Genomic DNA, 19,884 nt, shown 5'->3' on the forward strand with positions numbered 1-19,884 from the left:
GACCTGTCATGATGTTAATAATGAAACGAAAGAAAAAAAAGATTTAAAATGGTGGCAACTCTCACTTATTGGGATTGGTTGTACGATAGGGACGGGCTTTTTTTTAGGATCTAGTATAGGAATTAAAATAGGTGGTTCTTCAATTATTCTTATTCTTATTTTAACTGGATTCACTACATATATTGTATTTGAGGCATTGGCAAAAATGGCTGTAGAAGATCCACAAAAAGGATCTTTTCGCATTTATTCAAGAAAAGCTTTTGGAAATTGGGCGGGTTTTAGTCATGGATGGACATATTGGTGTTCTGAACTGCTTATTATGGGTAGCCAGTTAAGTGCGTTAGGAATCTTTTCACGCTACTGGTTTCCTAAAATACCATTATGGATATTTGCTACTATATATGGAGTAGCGGCTATATTAATTATTTTTATAGGGGTAAAAATATTCGAACGTTTAGAGAAATGGATGGCTATTATAAAGATTGCTGCTATTATGGGGTTTATTGTAATTGCTATTTTGGTTATTTTAGGATTTATAAAGGGTGGTTTATATAAAGCACAAATTCCGCGGAATTTTAAAGATTGGTTTCCAAATGGATTAAAAGGCACATGGTCCTCTCTAATTTATGTATTTTATGCATTTGGAGGAATTGAAATTATGGGGTTAATGACAATAAGGCTTAAAGACCCTAAAGATGCAAAGAAATCAGGAAGAGTAATGTTAATGATTTTAACGATTATTTACGTAGTCTCTTTAGGGTTGGCAATTATGATGGTTCCATTAAACCAGTTTAATACGAAAGAAAGTCCTTTTGTAATAGCATTACAAGATTATAATTTGCCGTACGTGCCATTTATTTTAAATGTGGTATTAATTTTAGCGGGTTTTTCAACATTAGTTGGTTCATTATTTGCAGTGACAAGTGTATTAATGAATTTAGCTGAAGAGGGAGATGCACCTGCAATGTTTGCTAAAAAAAATAAAAAAAACATCTCTTTTTCAGCCTTAATTCTTATTATAATTGGACTTGGTGCTTCTATCCTTAGTGCTTTATTCCTACCCAAAAATATATATGAATATGTAACAACTGCAGCTGGATTAATGTTGTTATATACATGGAGTTTAATTCTTCTTTCATTTTGGAAATTAATGAATCCCAAAGGTTGGATGCAGATAAAAAGTATTATTGGTCTTATTATGATTGCATTAGCTGTTAGTGGAACATTATTGCAAAAAACAACCCGTTTCGGTTTCCTAGTGAGTTTGTTGTTTTTAGGAATAGTTATTCTTGTTACTATAATTGTTCATTTTATCTCAAGAAAAAGAAATACAACTATATGAAGTATCTTTCTTTTCACAATAGGAATAGTATGTCAGAAATAAATAATAGAAGTTATCGGAAAATAATTTGGTAAGTTTGAAAACCAAAATATAATCCATAAATAATAAGTGATACGCCAGATACTACCGTTATAAGAGACAATATACGAGCATTCAAAATTTTACGAAACATACTAGATGTACTTGCCATCGTAATATCCCATATAAAAATACCTAAAATAATCCCTAAGCTATATAACAAAAGCTGCTCTTTATTATAAGAAGAAGCGGCTTTTGCTAATATCGAGCCGAAAATGCCAAGCCAAAATAGGATTGTTAATGGATTAGATAAAGACATAAAGAAACCAGAAAAGAAGCTTTTAATAATTGAATCGTCATTTCTAGTATTACTAATGCTAATTTGATTCGCGTTTTTTAAACTTTCGATGCCTGTATAGATTAAAACAAAAGCTCCGAAAGACCATAAGAAAAGTTTTATAATATCTTTTTCAAGGAAATGAATTACACCTAAATAAATAAGTGCCATGTAGATAACATCTGCAAGTAAGGCTCCTATGCCGAGAATCCAAGCGTGAAAAAAACCACTTCTAATACCCTTTTCTAACTGTGCAGCATTTATAGGCCCCATTGGAGCAGATAATGATAAACCCAAGAAAACATAGCTTAAAAATATCCCCACGTATAACATGCTCCTCCCACTAAATTTGATCTATATTAAATCTATTCAGTGGTTAAAGTTTGTACAACTAAATAATAAAAAGCAGAGGGGATTATTTATTTTTATGCAAGTATTTTATTATTCGAGAAAATGGACACTTTGATGGAATTGTCTCATCATCACGTAAAAAATATTGCTGCCATTCATAATTATCTTTTTGACCATAATCTTTGAGAGAAGGATGAATAGGAGCTTTATCATAAGCGGCTAGACGTTGACGTATTAAGTTTTTTAGTTTTCTACTGCGTTTCTCAGAGCTCATAATCCCCTGTAAAACCCATCTAGGGGTTAAAGCGAGCATCATACATGAAAAATGTCTACTTTGTCTATTGACATGGGCGGGTGTAGCGCAGTAAACGAAATATGATTCATTATGAAAGCAAAATTCCCAAGTGTTTTCCATAGGGTCATTTGGAATGTGTGTAGGCCATTCCATCTCGTCCAAACGGCTAGTTGTATTAAGAAGAGACCAATAAATATGTTCAAAATCTTCAACTGTGGTTTCTCGCTCTAAATCTATTGGTGTATGAATAAAAACAATAAATGAGGCGTATTGACCTGTTTCTCTAGAACATTCAGTATATTCTTTAAGTAATGCAGCAAAATCCGCACTAGTACTCATATCTCTAGGATCACCAATGAATCCGTATCTGAGGTGATTGGCTGTAAAACCGTGTTGGGCTGGTATACAAGGGAAAGGTTTATTTTTATCTGTCATTTTCAATTTGAAAGAACGAAAAGCTTCTTGTTGCCAATGTGGAAGGGTAGTAAAAATTTTTTGTAAAGAGTCTTTATCATAAAGTATAGTCATCTTTTTATCCCTCCTAAGTCATAATATATAGCCTATTAATTACTTAGAAATAGGTGACTAACACAGCAAGAATAATTGTTTTTCGTTTTATTAAAATGAAATAATTTAATGGGTACCCCCTGTAACGAGTTACTTTAATATCTAATAATGTATAAATTTAAGTAACTATAAAATTTGAAAAAATATGTAGGTACAATGTTCACATTTATATTTTCTAACTAGTATGGTTTATAACGAAATAAGAAAGGATGTATTATGATGTGGATTTTTAAAGAAGAAAAAATTAAATTTATAGATTGTAAAGGCGAAGAAGTCATTTTGAAAATCAAAATTAAGGATATAAAAAAGTAGGGAAGAGGAATTAGGTCTATTTTATTGTGATTAACATAGAAGAATGGAAAAAATGATAAATTAGGTTGAAATGAATTCATATAGTATAGGCCCTTTTTGAATTTTTTTGCATAATGTAGAATGAATGCATATTAAGGAGGAACATCTATGTCTTATCCTAATCAATTAGCTTGGCATGAAACATTGGATTTACATGAATTAGTAGCATTCCAAGCGAATGGTTTAATTAAATTAAAAAAATCAGTTAGAAATGTACCAGATCAAGCACTTCAATCGTTATATATTAAAGCTATAAATGCTATACAAAACAATTTACAAGAGTTAGTACAGTTTTATCCATATGCTCCTGGATTTCAATCGCAACATCGTGATGACACTGGATTTTACGCTGGAGATTTGCTTGGGTTAGCAAAGACATCTGTTCGAAATTATGCAATAGCGATTACTGAAACTGCAACACCGCGACTTAGAGAAGTTTTAACCCGTCAAATAAATAGTGCTATACAATTACACGCACAGGTTTTTAATTTTATGTATGAACGTGGTTACTATCCAGCTTATGATTTAAAGCAGCTATTAAAAAATGATGTGCAGAATGTGCAAAAGGCGATACAAATGCAATATTAAAATGAAGATATGGAAATTATCTTTAGAGAAAAACTATAGTTTATATAGGTCAAACAGTTAAGACTAAATGGTAATTTCCATTGTTAATAAATTGATTAAATTCTACTAATATAAATTCATTCTAAAATATTTAAGAAATTATACAAAGGCTGTTTTAGAATACGAGAATCTATATTTAAGAACTTGTTAGAGAATTATTTTTTAAATAGAAGTAGATGTTTGTATAATATGTGGTGATTATTGGTAAAAAAAGTTGTTATCGGGAATCTCTTGAACTAGAATTTTTAGTACAAGCTATAACGGATGTTTGTACATGTTTTAAACAGGAGAGTCATTCATTTTGAATTAACTTTGTTTAGTTTTCATTTGAAAAACAAACAAAAAATAAAAAAGTAGAAATAAAATATATAAATTCCAAACACTTGGAATTGTAGATATTCCGAAATAGATTCCTCCAGGTAATAACCAAATACTGCAAATTAAAATCAAAATATTTTCTCTTTTAACTATTGAAATGAACGCCCAAAAAGAGGGGAGTAATAACATGAAAAGAACCGTGATGAAAAATTCTTTATTAGATAGTTGATCGCTATACGGATTAAAATATAGAAATAATAGCGAAAGTAAAAAGATACTTATAGATGAAATCAATCCTACATAAACATGTATATTGTTTTTCATAATTAAGATTCTCCCTTCAATAACAATCTACTTATAATTCTATTTTCAAAAACAAATTTTATGTAATTGTACTATAAATAAAAAAGCAGTTAGCAAAAGCTAACTGCAGTGAGAAATTTACATCCATGAAATTAAGGAGTATAACTATCTCATGGGTTAAGTATAGTATGAACAAAAAAATTGAGCTTATACTAAAAAATTAAAAAGAGCAGTTATTGATTATGACTGCTCTTTAATGGCAAGAAATAAAGCCTGGGTAAGAAGCAGACTTTATTATATGTAGTGTTTGCGAAATTTCAATTTTTATTCCAAAAAGTAGTGCTATTCTTAGAATATAGATATTGCCTACATTCAGTTTTTTAACAGATTAAGTTTAAAAGCTTTTAAAGGATGATTTTGCATTATACTTTGATTCATTAATATAAAAATAAACAAAGTATTTCCGCGTTTAATGCATCTTTTTATCTATATATTTTCCGTAATCAGGTACAGCAATTTTATCAAATTCTTGAACGAGTGTTTTGAGGCTTGTTGATAGCAATTCACCCGACATCGGTATTCCATGTCCAGTAACAGCGGTTAGAGGCTTTAACTTTTCTAGCTTAAGAACTGACTCTTTAGCGGCTTTCCAGTTTGTTGTTAAATAGCGAGGCGGACCGCTTATTTCCTGTTCTTGAGTTATGACTTTATATAGATACTCCTGTTTCACTGTAACAAAAGCGTCCCCAGCAATTAAAGTTCGGTCTTTTTCTCGGAATAATGAAATATGCCCTGGAGTATGTCCTGGTGTATGAATCCATCTAAACTCTGGCATATGGGGAACAGTTCCATCGGTAGGTAGCGCTTTTACATTATTTCCTAAGTCAATTGGTTCGTTTGGGAACAGAGGAGACATTTTCGCTACCATACCACCTTCAACTGTAGGGTCTGGTTCTGGATAGCTTTGTTGTCCGGTCAGGAACGGTAGCTCCATTTGATGTGCATAGACGGGAACATCCCAATGCTTGATGAGTTCAATTATCCCCCCAACATGATCAAAATGACCGTGAGTTAAAATAATTGCTTTTGGGCGACTATTGGTACCAAATCGATCCTCAGCGATAGAGATAATTTCATTTGCACATTTAGGCATTCCAGCATCAACTAAAACAAAATCATTGGTATGCGGATTTCCAACAAAGCATATATTGACAATTTGAATCGTGTAACAAAATAAATCAGGTAATACTTCGATGCCGTGACCACTTTCAATTGAAGTTGCTGGAATAAACTTGTAATCACTTCCATAATTCATTTCATTGTCCAATTTTTCTCCCCCTTAAGTTATTTTCATACATATTATAGTTCCCTAATTTTAAAAATCCATTTTGGAGGATGTCGTTTTATAAATACAATTTCATTCATTTCCTTTAGTATTTCGCATTCCGTTTACTTATACATAGAGTGCATATTCAAATTTATTTCTATCGTAATTCAGAAAGTCTCTACTTGAAGTAGGCATCCACCTATGAAAAATTTATAGTATATCAACTTTGTTTCTTACTCGTTTATTACATTTACTATCACAAGTACTCTTATTAAAATGAGGAGAGAAACGTACTTGATTATAGAAAGTTTTTAATTTGAGAGGAGGAACTATCATATGGCAAAGGTACTAATGTTTAATTTTCCAGGGGAAGGACATGTGAACCCAACTCTTGCTCTTATTGAAGAATTAGTAAAAAGAGGAGAAGAAGTTGTTTACTATTGTGTAGAAGAGTATAAGGGGAAGATTGAAAAAACAGGAGCTTCGTTTCGTCCATATGAAAATTTTTTAGAAAAAGTAGACATGTTGGAAAGAATGAATGGAAAAATAAATTCCTCTGAACTATTGTTACACATGGTAAAATCCATGGACAACATAATAAAGATTATTATAGAAGAGCTGAAAGAAGAAAAGTATGATTACGTAATATATGATAATAATTTTGCAGTAGGATGGATGATAGCTGAATCATTAAATTTACCTAAAATCTCTTCATGTACAACATTTGCAGTTACGAAAAAGTTATTTAACGTATTGATGAATAATCACAATGAAGGGGACAAAAAGTCACCTCTTTATCAAGAAGTTACGCATATTCTAGAAAAGTGGCAAAAGGTATGTGGTTTTTCTATGAATCAAAAGAAAAATGTAATGACGTGTGCTGGAAATATTACTATCGTATATACCTCTAAATTTTTTCAACCTGATGTGGAGGAATTGGATGATTCTTATATCTTTGTTGGACCCTCTATTACATCACGGAAAGATGTACAAGAAGTTGTTTTTAAACAAAAGGAAGAAGAGAAACTCATTTATATCTCTATGGGAACTGTATTTAATCAACAGATGGATTTTTATTACATATGCTTTGAAACATTTAAAAATTTTCCTGCTACAATCATATTGTCCGTAGGAAAACATATCGACATCAACCAATTGAAAAATATCCCACCCAATTTCAAAGTTTATAATTATGTGCCTCAGTTAGAGGTCTTGAAACAAGCTAATCTTTTTATTACACATGGGGGAATGAATAGTTCTAGTGAAAGCTTATATTTTGGTGTTCCTATGATTGTTATACCAGTTATGGGAGATCAACCGATAGTGGCTCAAAGAATAGAAGATTTAAAAGCTGGCATACAATTAAATCTAAAAAAGCTTACTCCAGTAATATTACATCATGCAGTAATAGAGATATTATCGAATAATGTATACTTAGAAAATAGTCATAAAATCAAATGTACTTTAAAAGATGCTGGTGGATATCGTAAAGCCGCTGACACAATAGAAATATTTAAGTTAAATATGGGTATTAAATAAGATGCCCCAGTTGCAAAACAGAGCAGCTGGGGCATCTTATTATTTTCTTCCTAACTTAATTATATCATGTAATTTACGTTCGAAATAGACTGTTTCTTCTCATTTACTACTGTTACAATCAAGAACACATGAATAGTAAGGAGAGGTGCCAAATGAGTTCTTTCGTTCTCGATTTTCAGGAAATAGAAAAAACGCAGCTTTTTCTCGTTGGTGGAAAAGGATTGAATTTAGGGGAGTTATCCAATATTCAAGGGATACAAGTGCCAGAAGGATTTTGTGTTACAACGGTAGGGTATGAACAGGCCATCGGAAAAAATGGAGCGTTTCAAACTTTATTGAATCAATTAGCAATGCTAAAAATTGAGGAACGAGATCGAATTGGTGAAATTAGTAAGCAGATTAGAGAAGTCATTATGGCGGTGGAAATTCCAGTTGATGTAGTGGAATCAGTAGCTCATTATCTCTCGCACTTTGGCGATAAACATGCGTATGCAGTGCGGTCTAGTGCTACTGCTGAAGATTTACCGTATGCCTCGTTTGCTGGTCAACAAGATACGTATTTAAATATTATTGGAAAAGAAAACATTTTGCAGCATATAAAAAAATGCTGGGCTTCTTTATATACAGATCGAGCAGTTATATACCGAATGCAAAACGGTTTTGATCATAATCAAGTTTCTATATGTGTTGTCGTTCAAAAAATGGTTTTCCCTGAAGCTTCAGGGATTTTATTTACTGCGGATCCAATTACTTCGAATAGGAAGGTGTTATCAATCGATGCCAGCTTTGGACTTGGCGAGGCGCTAGTATCTGGATTGGTTTCTGCCGATAATTATAAGGTAAAAGAAGACGAAATCGTCGAAAAGGTCATCGCAACGAAAAAATTAGCCATCTATGGACGAAAAGAAGGCGGAACAGAGAGAAAGAAAATTGCTCCTAATCAGCAAAAAATTCAAACACTTACTGAACAACAGATTTTACAACTAGCACGCATCGGAAGACAAATCGAAGCTTATTTTGGTTGTCCGCAAGATATTGAATGGTGCTTAGTTGATGATACAATTTATATAGTCCAAAGCAGACCGATTACGACTTTATATCCAATTCCAGAAGTAAATGATGGGAAAAATCACGTGTATATATCAGTTGGTCACCAACAAATGATGACCGATGCGATGAAACCATTAGGTTTATCTTTTTTCCTGTTAACGACTAGTGCACCTATGTGTAAAGCTGGAGGCAGGCTATTTGTTGATGCTACGCAAAGACTAGCTTCACCTGCTAGTAGAGATTACTTAATAAACACTTTAGGTAAATCGGATCCGCTCATACGAGATGCATTAACGACTGTAATTGAGCGAAAGAATTTTATTGAATTGTTATCGGATGATGAAAAAGAAAAGGATCTTAGTAAAAAAGTGCCACCTGCAAGTTCGCAACCACAACCTGAAAACGATCCGGAAATCGTTACGAATTTAATAAAGAATAGTGAATCATCAATAGAAGAGTTAAAACGAAACATGCAAACGAAATCAGGCGTAGATGTACTTGATTTTATTTTAGAAGACATTCAGCAATTAAAGAAAGTATTATTTAACTCGCAAAGTATAGCTATCATTATGGCAGGTATGAATGCTTCATCATGGATTAATGAAAAGATGGAACAATGGTTAGGGGAAAAGAATGCAGCAGATGTACTTTCACAATCTGTACAACATAATATTACATCAGAAATGGGGCTAGCGTTATTGGATGTGGCAGATGTGATTCGGCCGTATCCAGAAGTCATTACGTATTTACAGCATGTAGAAGATGACAGCTTTTTAGATGAATTAATTCAGTTTAAAGGCGGGGAAAAAGTTCGGGATGCAATCGGGGCGTTTCTAAGCAAATATGGAATGAGATGCAGCGGAGAAATCGACATTACGAAAACGCGCTGGAGTGAACAGCCAGCTACAATTATACCGATGATTTTGAATCATATAAGGGACTTTGAATATGGTGCTAGTAAACGGAAGTTTGAAGAAGGGCTGCAGGAAGCTTTGAAAAAAGAAGAAGAGCTGTTAGAGCGATTGCAGCACTTGCCGGATGGGGAACAAAAAGTAGAAGAGACGAAGAGAATGATTTGTAACCTCCGCAATTTCATCGGTTATCGTGAATATCCGAAATACGGCATGATTCATCGTTATTTCATATATAAGCAGGCATTACTGAAAGAAGCAGAGAAACTTGTGCAAAATAATGTTCTGGATGAAATAGAAGATATATACTATCTAACTTTTGAAGAACTTTACGAAGTCGTCCGCACAAATAAACTAGATTATAAGATTATTCATAAACAAAAAAATGCGTACAAATTATATGAAAAACTAACACCCCCGCGTGTTATCACGTCTGATGGAGAAATCATTACAGGTAAGTACAAACGCGAAAATCTCCCAGCTGAAGCTATTGTAGGTTTGCCTGTTTCTTCTGGAGTGGTTGAGGGGAGAGCACGCGTTATTTTAAATATGGAAGACGCGAATTTGGAAGAGGGAGATATATTAGTTACGGCATTTACTGATCCTGGCTGGACACCTTTGTTTGTTTCTATAAAAGGGTTAGTCACTGAAGTCGGCGGGCTTATGACGCACGGAGCAGTAATCGCACGTGAGTATGGCCTACCAGCAGTTGTTGGAGTAGAGAATGCTACGAAACTAATAAAAGACGGGCAACGAATTCGGGTACATGGAACAGAAGGATATATTGAAGTGTTGTAGTTGTATTTTAGATAAATAAAGAAATCGTCCACTAAATATAGTGGACGATTTCTTTATGATTTTAATAGTTTTATCAACTTTCATCAATATTTTCTGGAATATTGATGAATCAGAATGTATGTTCATCTAAAATAAAGGATTTTTTCAAAAATATTACAAATTCAGACAATATATTGATTATTATCTGAATTTTCTGTAATATATAAACGTTGTATCGTATTTAATATTGGGGAGGAATGGGGATGAAGAAAAAGCCTTTTAAAGTGCTGTCTACGCTTGCGGCGGCAGCTGTGCTTAGTTGCACGTTTGGGTATGGGGGTCAATCTGTTTATGCGGCAACATCGTCTAATGGGGAAACTTTAAGTCCGATTGATGAAAATTTAATTCAAGAGGAGCGTTTAGCAGATGCGCTCAAGAAACGCGGTGTAATTAGTGAATCTACGTCGAAAGAAGACACATTAAAAGCTGTTGAAAAATACGTAGAGAAGAAAAAAGGAGAAAATGCGGGAAAAGAACCAGCAGCGGGGGATAGTGTTACGAGAGAAGCTGCTGACTTTTTGAAAAAAGTTAAAGATGCAAAAGCAGGTGAGAAAGAAAAAGCAGATCAACCTGCTAGTGGTCCAGTAGCGGGACAAGAGCCGGTTAAAGGGGGATTAAACGGCCAAGTACCAACTACTTCAGCGAAGCAAAAACAATATAACGGTGATGTTCGTAAAGATAAAGTTCTCGTATTGCTAGTAGAGTTTGCGGACTTTAAGCATAACAATATTGATCAAGTACCAGGTTATATGTATTCAAATGATTTTAATCCAGAACATTATCAAAAAATGTTATTTGGTAATGAGCCATTTACACTCTTTGATGGTTCAAAAGTACCAACATTTAAACAATATTATGAAGAGCAATCTGGTGGTAGTTATACAGTAGATGGCACAGTAACAAAGTGGTTGACAGTTCCTGGTAATGCGGCAGATTATGGCGCAGATGCAGGAGATGGCGGTCATGATAATATGGGACCAAAAGGACCTCGTGATTTTGTAAAAGAGGCATTAAATGCGGCTGTAGAAAGTGGTATTGATTTATCTGAATTTGACGAATACGATCAATATGACAATAATGGTGATGGCAATAAAAATGAACCAGATGGTCTGATTGATCACTTAATGGTCATTCACGCTGGAGTTGGGCAAGATGGGGGCGGTGGTAGACTAGGTGATGATGCAATTTGGTCACATCGTTGGCACCTTGGAACACCATATCCAATTGAAGGAACAAAAGCAAAAGTTGATAACTGGGGCGGTAAGATGGCAGCATACGACTACACAATTGAGCCAGAAGACGGAGCGGTTGGTGTATTCGCACATGAATTTGGTCATGATTTAGGTCTTCCAGATGAGTATGATACGAAGTACACAGGAGCAGGTGAGCCAATTAACTCCTGGTCTGTTATGAGTGGCGGTAGCTGGGCTGGTAAAATTGCAGGAACAACGCCACCGAGTTTCTCTCCGCAAAACAAAGAGTTCTTTCAAAAGAACATAGGTGGAAACTGGGCCAATATTGTAGAGGTTGACTATAATAAATTAAATCGTGGTATTGGCTATGCGACGTATTTAGATCAAAGTGTAACGAAATCAAATCGTCCTGGTCTGATTCGTGTTAACTTACCAGATAAAGAGGTAAAAGGTATTCAGCCTGCATTCGGTAAGAAGTACTACTATAGTACAAAAGGTGATAACCTTCATACAACATTAGAAACGCCAGTGTTTGATTTAACAAATGCAACAAATGCGAGGTTTGATTATAAATCAATGTATGAAATTGAAACGGATTATGACTTCCTTGAAGTACATGCAGTGAAAGAAGATGGTACGAAAACGTTAGTGGATCGAATTGGTGAAAAAAATGTAAAAAATGGTCTAGACACAACAGATGGTAAATGGGTAGATAAGTCTTATGACTTAAGCAAATTCAAAGGTCAAAAAGTAAAATTAGTATTCGAATACATTACAGATGGTGGTTTAGCGCCGACCGGTTTTACTTTTGATAATGCTACATTAACTGTAGATGGAAATGTTGTGTTCTCTGATGATGCAGAAGGCGAAACGAAATTTAAATTAAATGGTTTTGTTGTAGCAGACGGTTTTGATAAGAAGAAGCATAACTACTATTTAGAGTGGAGAAACTATGCTGGTGCTGATCAAGCGTTAAAATATAGCAGTGGTGTACCGTATAATACAGGTCTGCTAGTATGGTATGCAGACTCTAGTTTTACAGATAATTGGGTTGGTTTACATCCAGGTGAAGGTTTCTTAGGAGTTGTTGACTCTCACCCAGAGGCAATTGTTGGAACACTAAACGGCAAACCAACTGTTAAAAATAGTACACGATTCCAAATCGCAGATGCTGCGTTCTCCCTTAACCAAACGCCAGCATGGAAAGTGGTATCTCCAACACGTGGAACATATGATTACAAAGGATTACCAGGTGTAACGAAGTTTGATGACTCTAAATTGTATATAAATGATTTAATCCCAGATGCAGGACGTAAATTACCGAAATTTGGATTGAAATTTGAAGTAGTTGGACAAGCAGATGATAATTCTGCAGGTGCAGTTCGTTTATATCGTTAATAATGTAGAAGCTGTTGAAGGGGAGTCCTTTCAACAGCTTTTTTTACAGAAACATAAATTTCAAGTTATTAATAAAATAATAGAAATTACTAAGCAAGCGGGCTTATTTCTTTAAGCCAGCAGCATAAAAAGGTCCATGAACTGCGATTGTTGATAAAAAGCGAGCAATCTCCTCAGGTGTTTCTTTTTGTCCATTATTTAACCATTGTTGGATGACACCTATATGTGCAGATGCCATATAAGAAGTTAAATATTCGCTTGGAACAAGTAAATTCTCCTTATTAATGAGAGGACCATTCGTATCTTCAAATAATGTTTTCCACATAAAGTCTTTCAGTTTTGTTTGGAAAGATAAATCTCCTTTCGGACTTAGTACAGCTCTCATAAAATCACTATTTTCATTTAGAAATTCAAGAATAGAAGTGATAAGTATAAATGGCATTGTTGGAGAAGGATTTGATCCAAGGTCAGCAATAACTTCCGGGAATTTCTGTTTAGCAATGCTAGAAAACTCGTACATAATGTCTTCTTGGCATTTTGTCATTAAATCAAATTTATCTTGATAGTGCGCATAGAAAGTACCGCGATTAATGTTTGCTTTCGTTGTAATATCTTTCACTGTAATGGCGTCAAAACCTTTTTCTTCAATTAGCTCCACCAATGCATTTCGTATGGCAGTTTTCGTACGAACAACACGCAAATCTAAATTATTATCGCGCAAAGCATATCCCTCCTTAATTTTACTCAACACATTTGGAAAATGTGTCTTATAACCAACACATTCACGATTTTTGATTATTGTATAAGGTTCAACTCGAACATATAATTCAAAATATAAATAAACAACACGTTGTTGGTTATTATAGATCAAATTAAGGGAGGAGAAAAGAAAATGTTTAAAAATAAACTTTTATTTTTATCACCAGTTATTGCACTACTTGTTGTTTTTATTTTTTCATTAACGCTATTTCCAACTGTTCAACCGCAGCCGAAAAACTTGCCAATTGCAATTGTAAATGAGGATCAAGGTGTAGAAATTCCAAATCAACCGAAAATGAATATGGGGCAAACGATCGTTGATAACATGAAAAAAACAGCGAAATCAGAGGAAGAACCCGCAGTAAAGTGGGTAGAAGTAAAAAATAAAGAAGCCGTTCAAAAGGGATTAAACAATAAAGAGTATTACGCGGCATTAGTCATCCCGAAAGAATTTAGCGCAAAACAAGCGTCGTTACGAACACCACAGCCATCTTCACCTGAGATAGAAATATATATTAATCAAGGAATGAATACGGCTGCATCAACTATGGCAGGGCAAATATTACAGGCGATTGTTGATAATATGAACAATACTGTTCGTACACAAATATTAGAAGGGTTGAAAGCAAAAGGAGCTACTGTAACAACAAATCAAGCTGAGAAATTAGTAACACCTATTGTAAAGAACGTGAAAAATGTGAATGAGGTCGGCAAAAATAGTGCGAACGGTAACTCACCAATATCATTATTCCAGCCGTTATGGATTGCAAGTTTAGCTAGTGCAGCGATTATTTTTATTGCGATTAGTAAAATGCCAGTAAGCTCAAGAAAAGAAAACTTTCTGTTAAAAGTAAAACAAATCGTAACAGGAGCTATTGCGACACTTGTAATTGGGTTTGGTCTTACATGGATTGCAGATGGGATGGTAGGGTTAAATATTTCGAACTTCACGGATACAGCTCTATTCTTATCCATTACTTCTTTTAGTTTCTTCTTAATGATATCTGCAGTACTATCATTAGTTGGGCTAAAAGGAATCGGTTTATTCGCTTTATTACTATTCTTCGGGGCACCGTTATTATCATTAGCACCTGAGATGTTGTCTCCGTTTTATCAAGACTGGGTTTACTCATGGTTACCAATGAAATTTATGATTGAAGGCCTAAGAGAAATCTTCTTCTTCGGAAAAGGGTTAAGCTGGAATACACCTGTTACTGTACTCGTTTGGATTGGTATAGTAAGTATGGTTACTACATTAGCAACTGCACTCAAACGTAGTGTAGTAAAAGGGCATAAAACAGAATTGAACGCTTAAAAACAAGCCGTTTCACTAATTAGTGAAACGGCTTGTTTGTGATTTTTTCTCAATGTAAATGCCTGATTGTTGAAATGTGTAGTGTTTAGAATTAAGGCGAAATCTTTAAAGATCGCGTACGTTCCAAACAATCTCACCACGTTTATCATCCCACGTACTGTGATGTCGCTTAAATCCTATCTTTTCTAGTACCCGGAGGGAAGCGATATTCCAAGCACCTACAGTCGACCAAAGTCTTTGGCGCCCAGTAGCAATCGCCGCGTCCAGTACAACAGATGCGGCCTCAGTCGCATAACCTTTACCATGAGCGCTGCGGAACAACTCGTATGCAATCTCCGGCTCTTCAAGTGTGGAACGACCGATAATTAAGCCACAGTACCCAATGAAATCGCCTTCGTCTCTCCTTCGAATAGTGAGAAGGGAAATACCATTTTCGTCTGCCTTCTTGCGCATCTCAATAAGCCGGTTACGAACGGAATCAACGGCTGGAATGTCCACGCCACGTTCGCCAATTAATTTGCTCAGCCAAACGGAATCGGATTCCTCCCACATACTAAGCTCAAGTCTTTCGGTTTTCAGCTGGAAGGCCATAGTTTTAAATAAAGATGGCATAGTGGTACCTCCTAGTTATATGACTGGATTCATAATAGCTTCGCATCTCAACACCACATCTGGTTGGAAACTTGATTCATTCGCGAATTTATAGCAACAGCGTACAAAAAATAGTGATATTTTATCCGCTATTTGCCGTGTAGTAAAATCCCCACTGATTATAGTTTCACTTTATGAATAAGCAATTCCTTTACAAAATAGACCCTTTTCTCAAACTTTTCTTTCAATCTAAAGCCGTCCCGTTATATACACAGGCTCCTACTATTTCTAAATGCATAAAATGTTAAGCGAAAGTATGGGGGGATATGATGTATAATTCGAATTATTATGATTGGTATAGGCAGAATGATAAGTTAATTAGTGATATTGAAAAAGCTATAAATGGAGAGTATAGCGCTATAAGCTGCTATGCAAAATTAGCGAATATGGCTCCAAATCAAGTAGAACAAAAACAAATTCTTGAAATTCGTAATGATGAAATAAAGCATTTCCACAACTTTGTACAAATTTATACGAACTTAACTGGTAGGCAGCCAAAACCACAAATTACTGAAGACTGCCCAAATACGTATTTACAAGGATTAGAGTTCGCTATACAAGATGAACAAAAAACAGTAGATTTTTATTTGGAAATTTCAGATGAGACATCGGATGTACATTTGAAAGAGTTGTTACGGAGAATAGCTGCGGATGAACAAAATCATGCAGTATGGTTTTTATGTTACTTTGTAAAGTCGAAGTGAGCATTAAGAATGAACGAATGATGTGGTGCATATATTAAAAAATATTTTAAAACGTAGTCCAACAATTGAATGAAATATTTAAATGTAAGCAGAAGGAAACCGTTTCGCTAGTCGTGGAGCGGTTTTTTTATGATGTACATATGTATCGACAAAATATAGTAATTACATTTGATATATAATGTATGAAACGAAAATGAATAAGTTAGGAGCAAGCATATGAAAAGAGGGATTACAGTAGATATTCTAGATGGATATGATAATTTACTTTGGAAAGTATTAAAGCCAATTGATATTACTGTATTTGATTGGCGAGTGAGGGATGAGGAGTCCTACTTAATAGCACGTGGTGAATTGGATGAGGCATTATTTCCAGAAGAACCAAGTGTAGTGGAAGGGTTAGCGTTGAAAAAGTTAGTTAAAGACAACATATATTATCTTATTTTTGCAGATTTAAAAGCATATCCTAAAGGAGAAAAAGCGATAGATATTGAAACATATGAAGAGTTTAAGGAAAGTAAGTGTGAGCTAATCGTATTAGCAGTGGATGCTCAATACATACAAATTTATGTGAAAGATCAAAAAGCGATTGAATTAATGTATGAAAACGCACGGAAACAAGGATTTTATGTGAAATATGTTACAGACGAAAACGACGGTAGAACGCGTTTGTCAGTATGGTAGCAATTTGAAAGGGGAAAGGCAATATGGAGAGAAATATAAGTAAAGAATATGCAATTCGAATTGCTACTGAAAATGAAAGTGATAGTATTATCCTTTTATTAAAAGAGGTAGCACAATGGCTACAATATAAAGAAGTGGATCAGTGGCAGTATCTTTTAGGAGAGGAAGCTACGGCTGAAATACTAGAATGTATAAGAGAGAAATATACATATGTTGTTCTGAAAGAAGATGAAATAGTTGGTACGGTTACAGTTTCTCCTAAACAAAATGAATGGGATGAACATATTTTTGGTAAAGAGGAAGTTTCTAATTCATTATATATTCATAGATTTGCGGTGAAACGGAAGTATAAGGGAAATGGAATAGGAGAATGGATTTTACGGTGGGTAGAAGAGAATGTGCAATGTGATAAAGAATATTTGAAGTTAGATTGCGTGGGGCATAATCGTACGTTGAATGATTTTTATAAGAAAAATAGTTTTGAATATGTTGGAAGTACGGATGGGCTTAGTAAGTTTCAAAAGAAAAGGAGAATGTGAATGCATCCAATTAACGTAAGTTTAGTTGAAAAGTTAATACAGGAACAGTTTCCTGAATGGGCCCATTTAGAAGTGAGACCTGTAAAGTTTAGTGGGCATGATAATAGGACGTTTCACTTAGGGGATGAGATGAGCGTAAGATTGCCAAGTGATGTGGCATATGCACCGCAAGTAGAGAAAGAAAATAGTTGGCTTCCTATATTAAGTAAGGGGCTTTCTTTACTGATTTCTACCCCACTTGCGAAAGGAAATCCGTCTGAAGCGTATCCATTGCCTTGGTCTATTAATAAGTGGATAGAGGGAGAAACAGTTACGAAACAAAACGTTCGGGATTTAAATGAATTTGCGGCGGACTTAGGATCTTTTTTAGTAGAATTGCAATCTATTAATGCGAGTAACGGACCTTTAGCTGGAACACATAATTTTTACCGAGGCGGACTTATATCTGTATATGATGAAGAGGCGAGAGTTGCTATTGAAAATAATAAGGATGTTTTTGACGAGGCATTATTAAAGCACCTTTGGAATGTAGCACTTAGTTCGACATGGGATCGTAAGCCAGTTTGGGTTCATGGAGATGTAGCGCCAGGGAATTTACTCGTTAAAGATGGAAAGCTTTGTGCTGTAATTGATTTTGGTATTTTAGGTGTAGGAGATCCTGCTTGTGATGCAGCGATGGCGTGGACGTTTTTTGATGAAAATAGTAGAAATGTATTTAAAGAAGTATTACGCATGGATGAAGAAACGTGGAATAGAGCGAGAGGATGGGCACTTTGGAAGGCGTTAATTACATATGATGCGAATAGGGATAGTAATGAAAAAGTAGCAGAAGAATCGTATCGTATCACGCAAGTGATTGTGGATGATTATAAAGGGTAATAGAAAAGCCTATTTTAAAATAGGCTTTTTCATATGATTAAATAGTAGAAACGGAAAGAAGGAATACGACATAACTATACAGAATATTTAGATAATAGGAGGTGTCGAATTTTGAGGGAAATTGAATTAAAGAGTAATGTAATTAAGACAGGGCGAGAGAAGGGGATTATTCTTCGATTTATACTTGCTAGTCTCGTTGGAGTGTTTATGTTTTTCGTTCCTGTTACGATAAACGGTGCATCGTCTATTATGATTGATCATATCGTATCGTGGATTAGGGCTTTGGTTCCTGGCATAGTACCTTATTATGCATTATTTGTTATGGCAATTGGTGCGATTTATCCATTTTATACGAAGAAATGGAATGCATCTATCGTAGACATTTGTTTTTCTATTTTAAAAGTAGTTGGCGTTGTTTTTGGCATATTATATTGTTTAAAAGTAGGACCAGATTGGTTCTTTGCGCCAGATGTTGGACCGTTTTTATATGAGAAGCTAGTCATATCAGTAAGTTTGCTCGTTCCAATTGGCTCGGCGTTTTTAGCGTTATTAGTCGGATATGGATTGCTTGAATTTATCGGTACATTTTGTCGTCCGATTATGAGGCCATTATGGAATACGCCGGGGAGATCGGCAATCGATGCAGTTGCGTCTTTCGTTGGAAGTTATTCGCTTGCTCTCCTTATTACGAATCGCGTGTATAAAGAAGGAAAGTATACGACAAAAGAAGCGGCGATTATCGCTACAGGATTTTCTACAGTATCCGCTACATTTATGATCATCATCGCAAAAACATTAGATATTATGCATTTATGGAATGTTTATTTTTGGACTACACTTGTTGTAACATTCATCGTGACTGCTATCACCGTAAGAATCCCGCCCCTTAGTAGAAAACCAGATACATATGTAACAGAAGAAGGGTTCCCAGAGCCTGTTTATAAAGAGAAAATGTTAGAACGTGCTTGGGAAGATGCGTTAGAAGTATCAAAGTCTGCACCGAGCATTATGAAAAATATTGCAATGAATTTAAAAGACGGATTTATTATGACAATGGGAATTTTACCATCCATTATGTCAGTAGGATTAATTGGTATCGTCTTAGCGAAGTTTACGCCAATATTTGATTGGATCAGTTATATTTTCTATCCGTTTACATGGCTATTACAATTACCGGAAGCAGACTTAGCTGCTAAAGCTGCATCAGTTGGTATTGCAGAAATGTTTTTACCGTCATTATTAGTAGTAAGTGCACCACTTGTGACAAAGTTTGTCATTGCAGTTGTTTCCGTATCATCTATACTGTTTTTCTCCGCTTCCATTCCTTGTATATTATCAACAGATATTCCGTTAAAAGTATCTGAACTCATTATTTTATATGTGCAGAGAACGATTTTAACGTTGCTTATTATTACGCCGATTGCTTATTTGTTGCTTTGAAGTTTTAATAAGATAAAGTTAAACAAAAGAAGCCGTCTGTAAAATGATATGCTCCCCCTATAGTAGACAGAAAAAAGAAAGCTTTATATCCTGTCTACTATAAGGGGGATTTTTTTATGGGGAAAATTAGAAGAACATATGATGAAACATTT

Annotated in this window: 16 protein-coding genes; 11 read left to right on the forward strand and 5 right to left on the reverse strand. The window is 34.8% G+C overall.

The genetic code is table 11. The features are described 5' to 3' along the window. On the forward strand, nt 1–1,342 hold a 1,342-nt coding region (locus MR168_RS25585; protein WP_242291581.1), incomplete at its 5' end, for an amino acid permease. A gap of 52 nt (nt 1,343–1,394) precedes the next feature. Here the strand turns inward: MR168_RS25585 and MR168_RS25590 are convergent. Further along, complete coding sequence (locus MR168_RS25590) at nt 1,395–2,021, reverse strand: LysE family transporter (protein ID WP_033692229.1); 627 nt, start codon at nt 2,019–2,021, stop codon at nt 1,395–1,397. Between the two features lie 91 nt (nt 2,022–2,112). Then, complete coding sequence (locus MR168_RS25595; protein ID WP_006920793.1) at nt 2,113–2,871, reverse strand: YqcI/YcgG family protein; 759 nt, start codon at nt 2,869–2,871, stop codon at nt 2,113–2,115. Nucleotides 2,872–3,369: 498 nt separating this feature from the next. Here MR168_RS25595 and cotF point away from each other — a divergent pair, with 498 nt between their 5' ends. After that, nucleotides 3,370–3,849 (forward strand): spore coat protein CotF, encoded by a 480-nt coding sequence (cotF, locus tag MR168_RS25600; protein WP_060851962.1) that lies wholly within the window; start codon nt 3,370–3,372, stop codon nt 3,847–3,849. Between the two features lie 1,129 nt (nt 3,850–4,978). Here the strand turns inward: cotF and MR168_RS25605 are convergent. Then, nucleotides 4,979–5,836, reverse strand: coding sequence for an MBL fold metallo-hydrolase (locus MR168_RS25605; RefSeq protein ID WP_006920795.1), 858 nt, complete (start codon nt 5,834–5,836; stop codon nt 4,979–4,981). Between the two features lie 336 nt (nt 5,837–6,172). On the opposite strand from MR168_RS25605, the gene MR168_RS25610 reads away from it, so the two are divergent. The 3 genes from MR168_RS25610 (at nt 6,173) to MR168_RS25620 (ending at nt 12,764) form a co-directional block, all read left to right on the forward strand. Then, nucleotides 6,173–7,375 carry a macrolide family glycosyltransferase gene (locus MR168_RS25610; protein ID WP_086412555.1) on the forward strand — a complete coding sequence of 401 codons (1,203 nt, stop codon included), beginning with the start codon at nt 6,173–6,175 and terminating at the stop codon, nt 7,373–7,375. A gap of 152 nt (nt 7,376–7,527) precedes the next feature. Then, nucleotides 7,528–10,134 (forward strand): phosphoenolpyruvate synthase, encoded by a 2,607-nt coding sequence (gene ppsA / locus MR168_RS25615; protein ID WP_006920798.1) that lies wholly within the window; start codon nt 7,528–7,530, stop codon nt 10,132–10,134. A 242-nt stretch (nt 10,135–10,376) separates the two neighbouring features. Further along, nucleotides 10,377–12,764: an immune inhibitor A domain-containing protein gene (locus MR168_RS25620; RefSeq protein WP_086412556.1), complete on the forward strand. Its 2,388-nt coding sequence runs from the start codon at nt 10,377–10,379 to the stop codon at nt 12,762–12,764. Nucleotides 12,765–12,867: 103 nt separating this feature from the next. Here the strand turns inward: MR168_RS25620 and MR168_RS25625 are convergent, their stop codons facing one another. After that, on the reverse strand, nt 12,868–13,485 hold the full coding sequence (locus MR168_RS25625; protein WP_001205505.1) for a TetR/AcrR family transcriptional regulator: 618 nt from the start codon (nt 13,483–13,485) through the stop codon (nt 12,868–12,870). A 171-nt stretch (nt 13,486–13,656) separates the two neighbouring features. On the opposite strand from MR168_RS25625, the gene MR168_RS25630 reads away from it, so the two are divergent. After that, nucleotides 13,657–14,838, forward strand: a complete 1,182-nt coding sequence (locus MR168_RS25630) for a YhgE/Pip domain-containing protein (protein WP_153579139.1) — start codon at nt 13,657–13,659, stop codon at nt 14,836–14,838. A gap of 105 nt (nt 14,839–14,943) precedes the next feature. Here the strand turns inward: MR168_RS25630 and MR168_RS25635 are convergent, their stop codons facing one another. Then, nucleotides 14,944–15,450, reverse strand: coding sequence for a GNAT family N-acetyltransferase (locus tag MR168_RS25635; RefSeq protein WP_001139524.1), 507 nt, complete (start codon nt 15,448–15,450; stop codon nt 14,944–14,946). 308 nt (nt 15,451–15,758) lie between these two features. Between MR168_RS25635 and MR168_RS25640 the strand changes: the two genes are divergently transcribed. From MR168_RS25640 to MR168_RS25660, 5 genes are all read left to right on the forward strand, one after another. After that, a complete protein-coding gene (locus MR168_RS25640; RefSeq protein WP_140159372.1) occupies nt 15,759–16,193 on the forward strand; it encodes a ferritin-like domain-containing protein in 435 nt (144 codons plus the stop codon). 216 nt (nt 16,194–16,409) lie between these two features. Further along, nucleotides 16,410–16,874 carry a DUF2691 family protein gene (locus MR168_RS25645; protein WP_006916820.1) on the forward strand — a complete coding sequence of 155 codons (465 nt, stop codon included), beginning with the start codon at nt 16,410–16,412 and terminating at the stop codon, nt 16,872–16,874. Between the two features lie 23 nt (nt 16,875–16,897). Continuing rightward, a complete protein-coding gene (locus MR168_RS25650) occupies nt 16,898–17,413 on the forward strand; it encodes a GNAT family N-acetyltransferase (protein WP_063536752.1) in 516 nt (171 codons plus the stop codon). Beyond that, the gene (locus tag MR168_RS25655; RefSeq protein WP_000553380.1) at nt 17,414–18,292 is read left to right on the forward strand and encodes an aminoglycoside phosphotransferase family protein; all 879 of its coding nucleotides are present in this window, start codon (nt 17,414–17,416) and stop codon (nt 18,290–18,292) included. Nucleotides 18,293–18,403: 111 nt separating this feature from the next. After that, a complete protein-coding gene (locus tag MR168_RS25660) occupies nt 18,404–19,732 on the forward strand; it encodes a YjiH family protein (protein WP_001206771.1) in 1,329 nt (442 codons plus the stop codon). Nucleotides 19,733–19,884: the final 152 nt, after the last annotated feature.

Origin of the sequence: Bacillus cereus group sp. BfR-BA-01356 (assembly GCF_022663635.1) — a bacterium.
Classification (GTDB): Bacteria; Bacillota; Bacilli; order Bacillales; family Bacillaceae_G; genus Bacillus_A; species Bacillus_A cereus.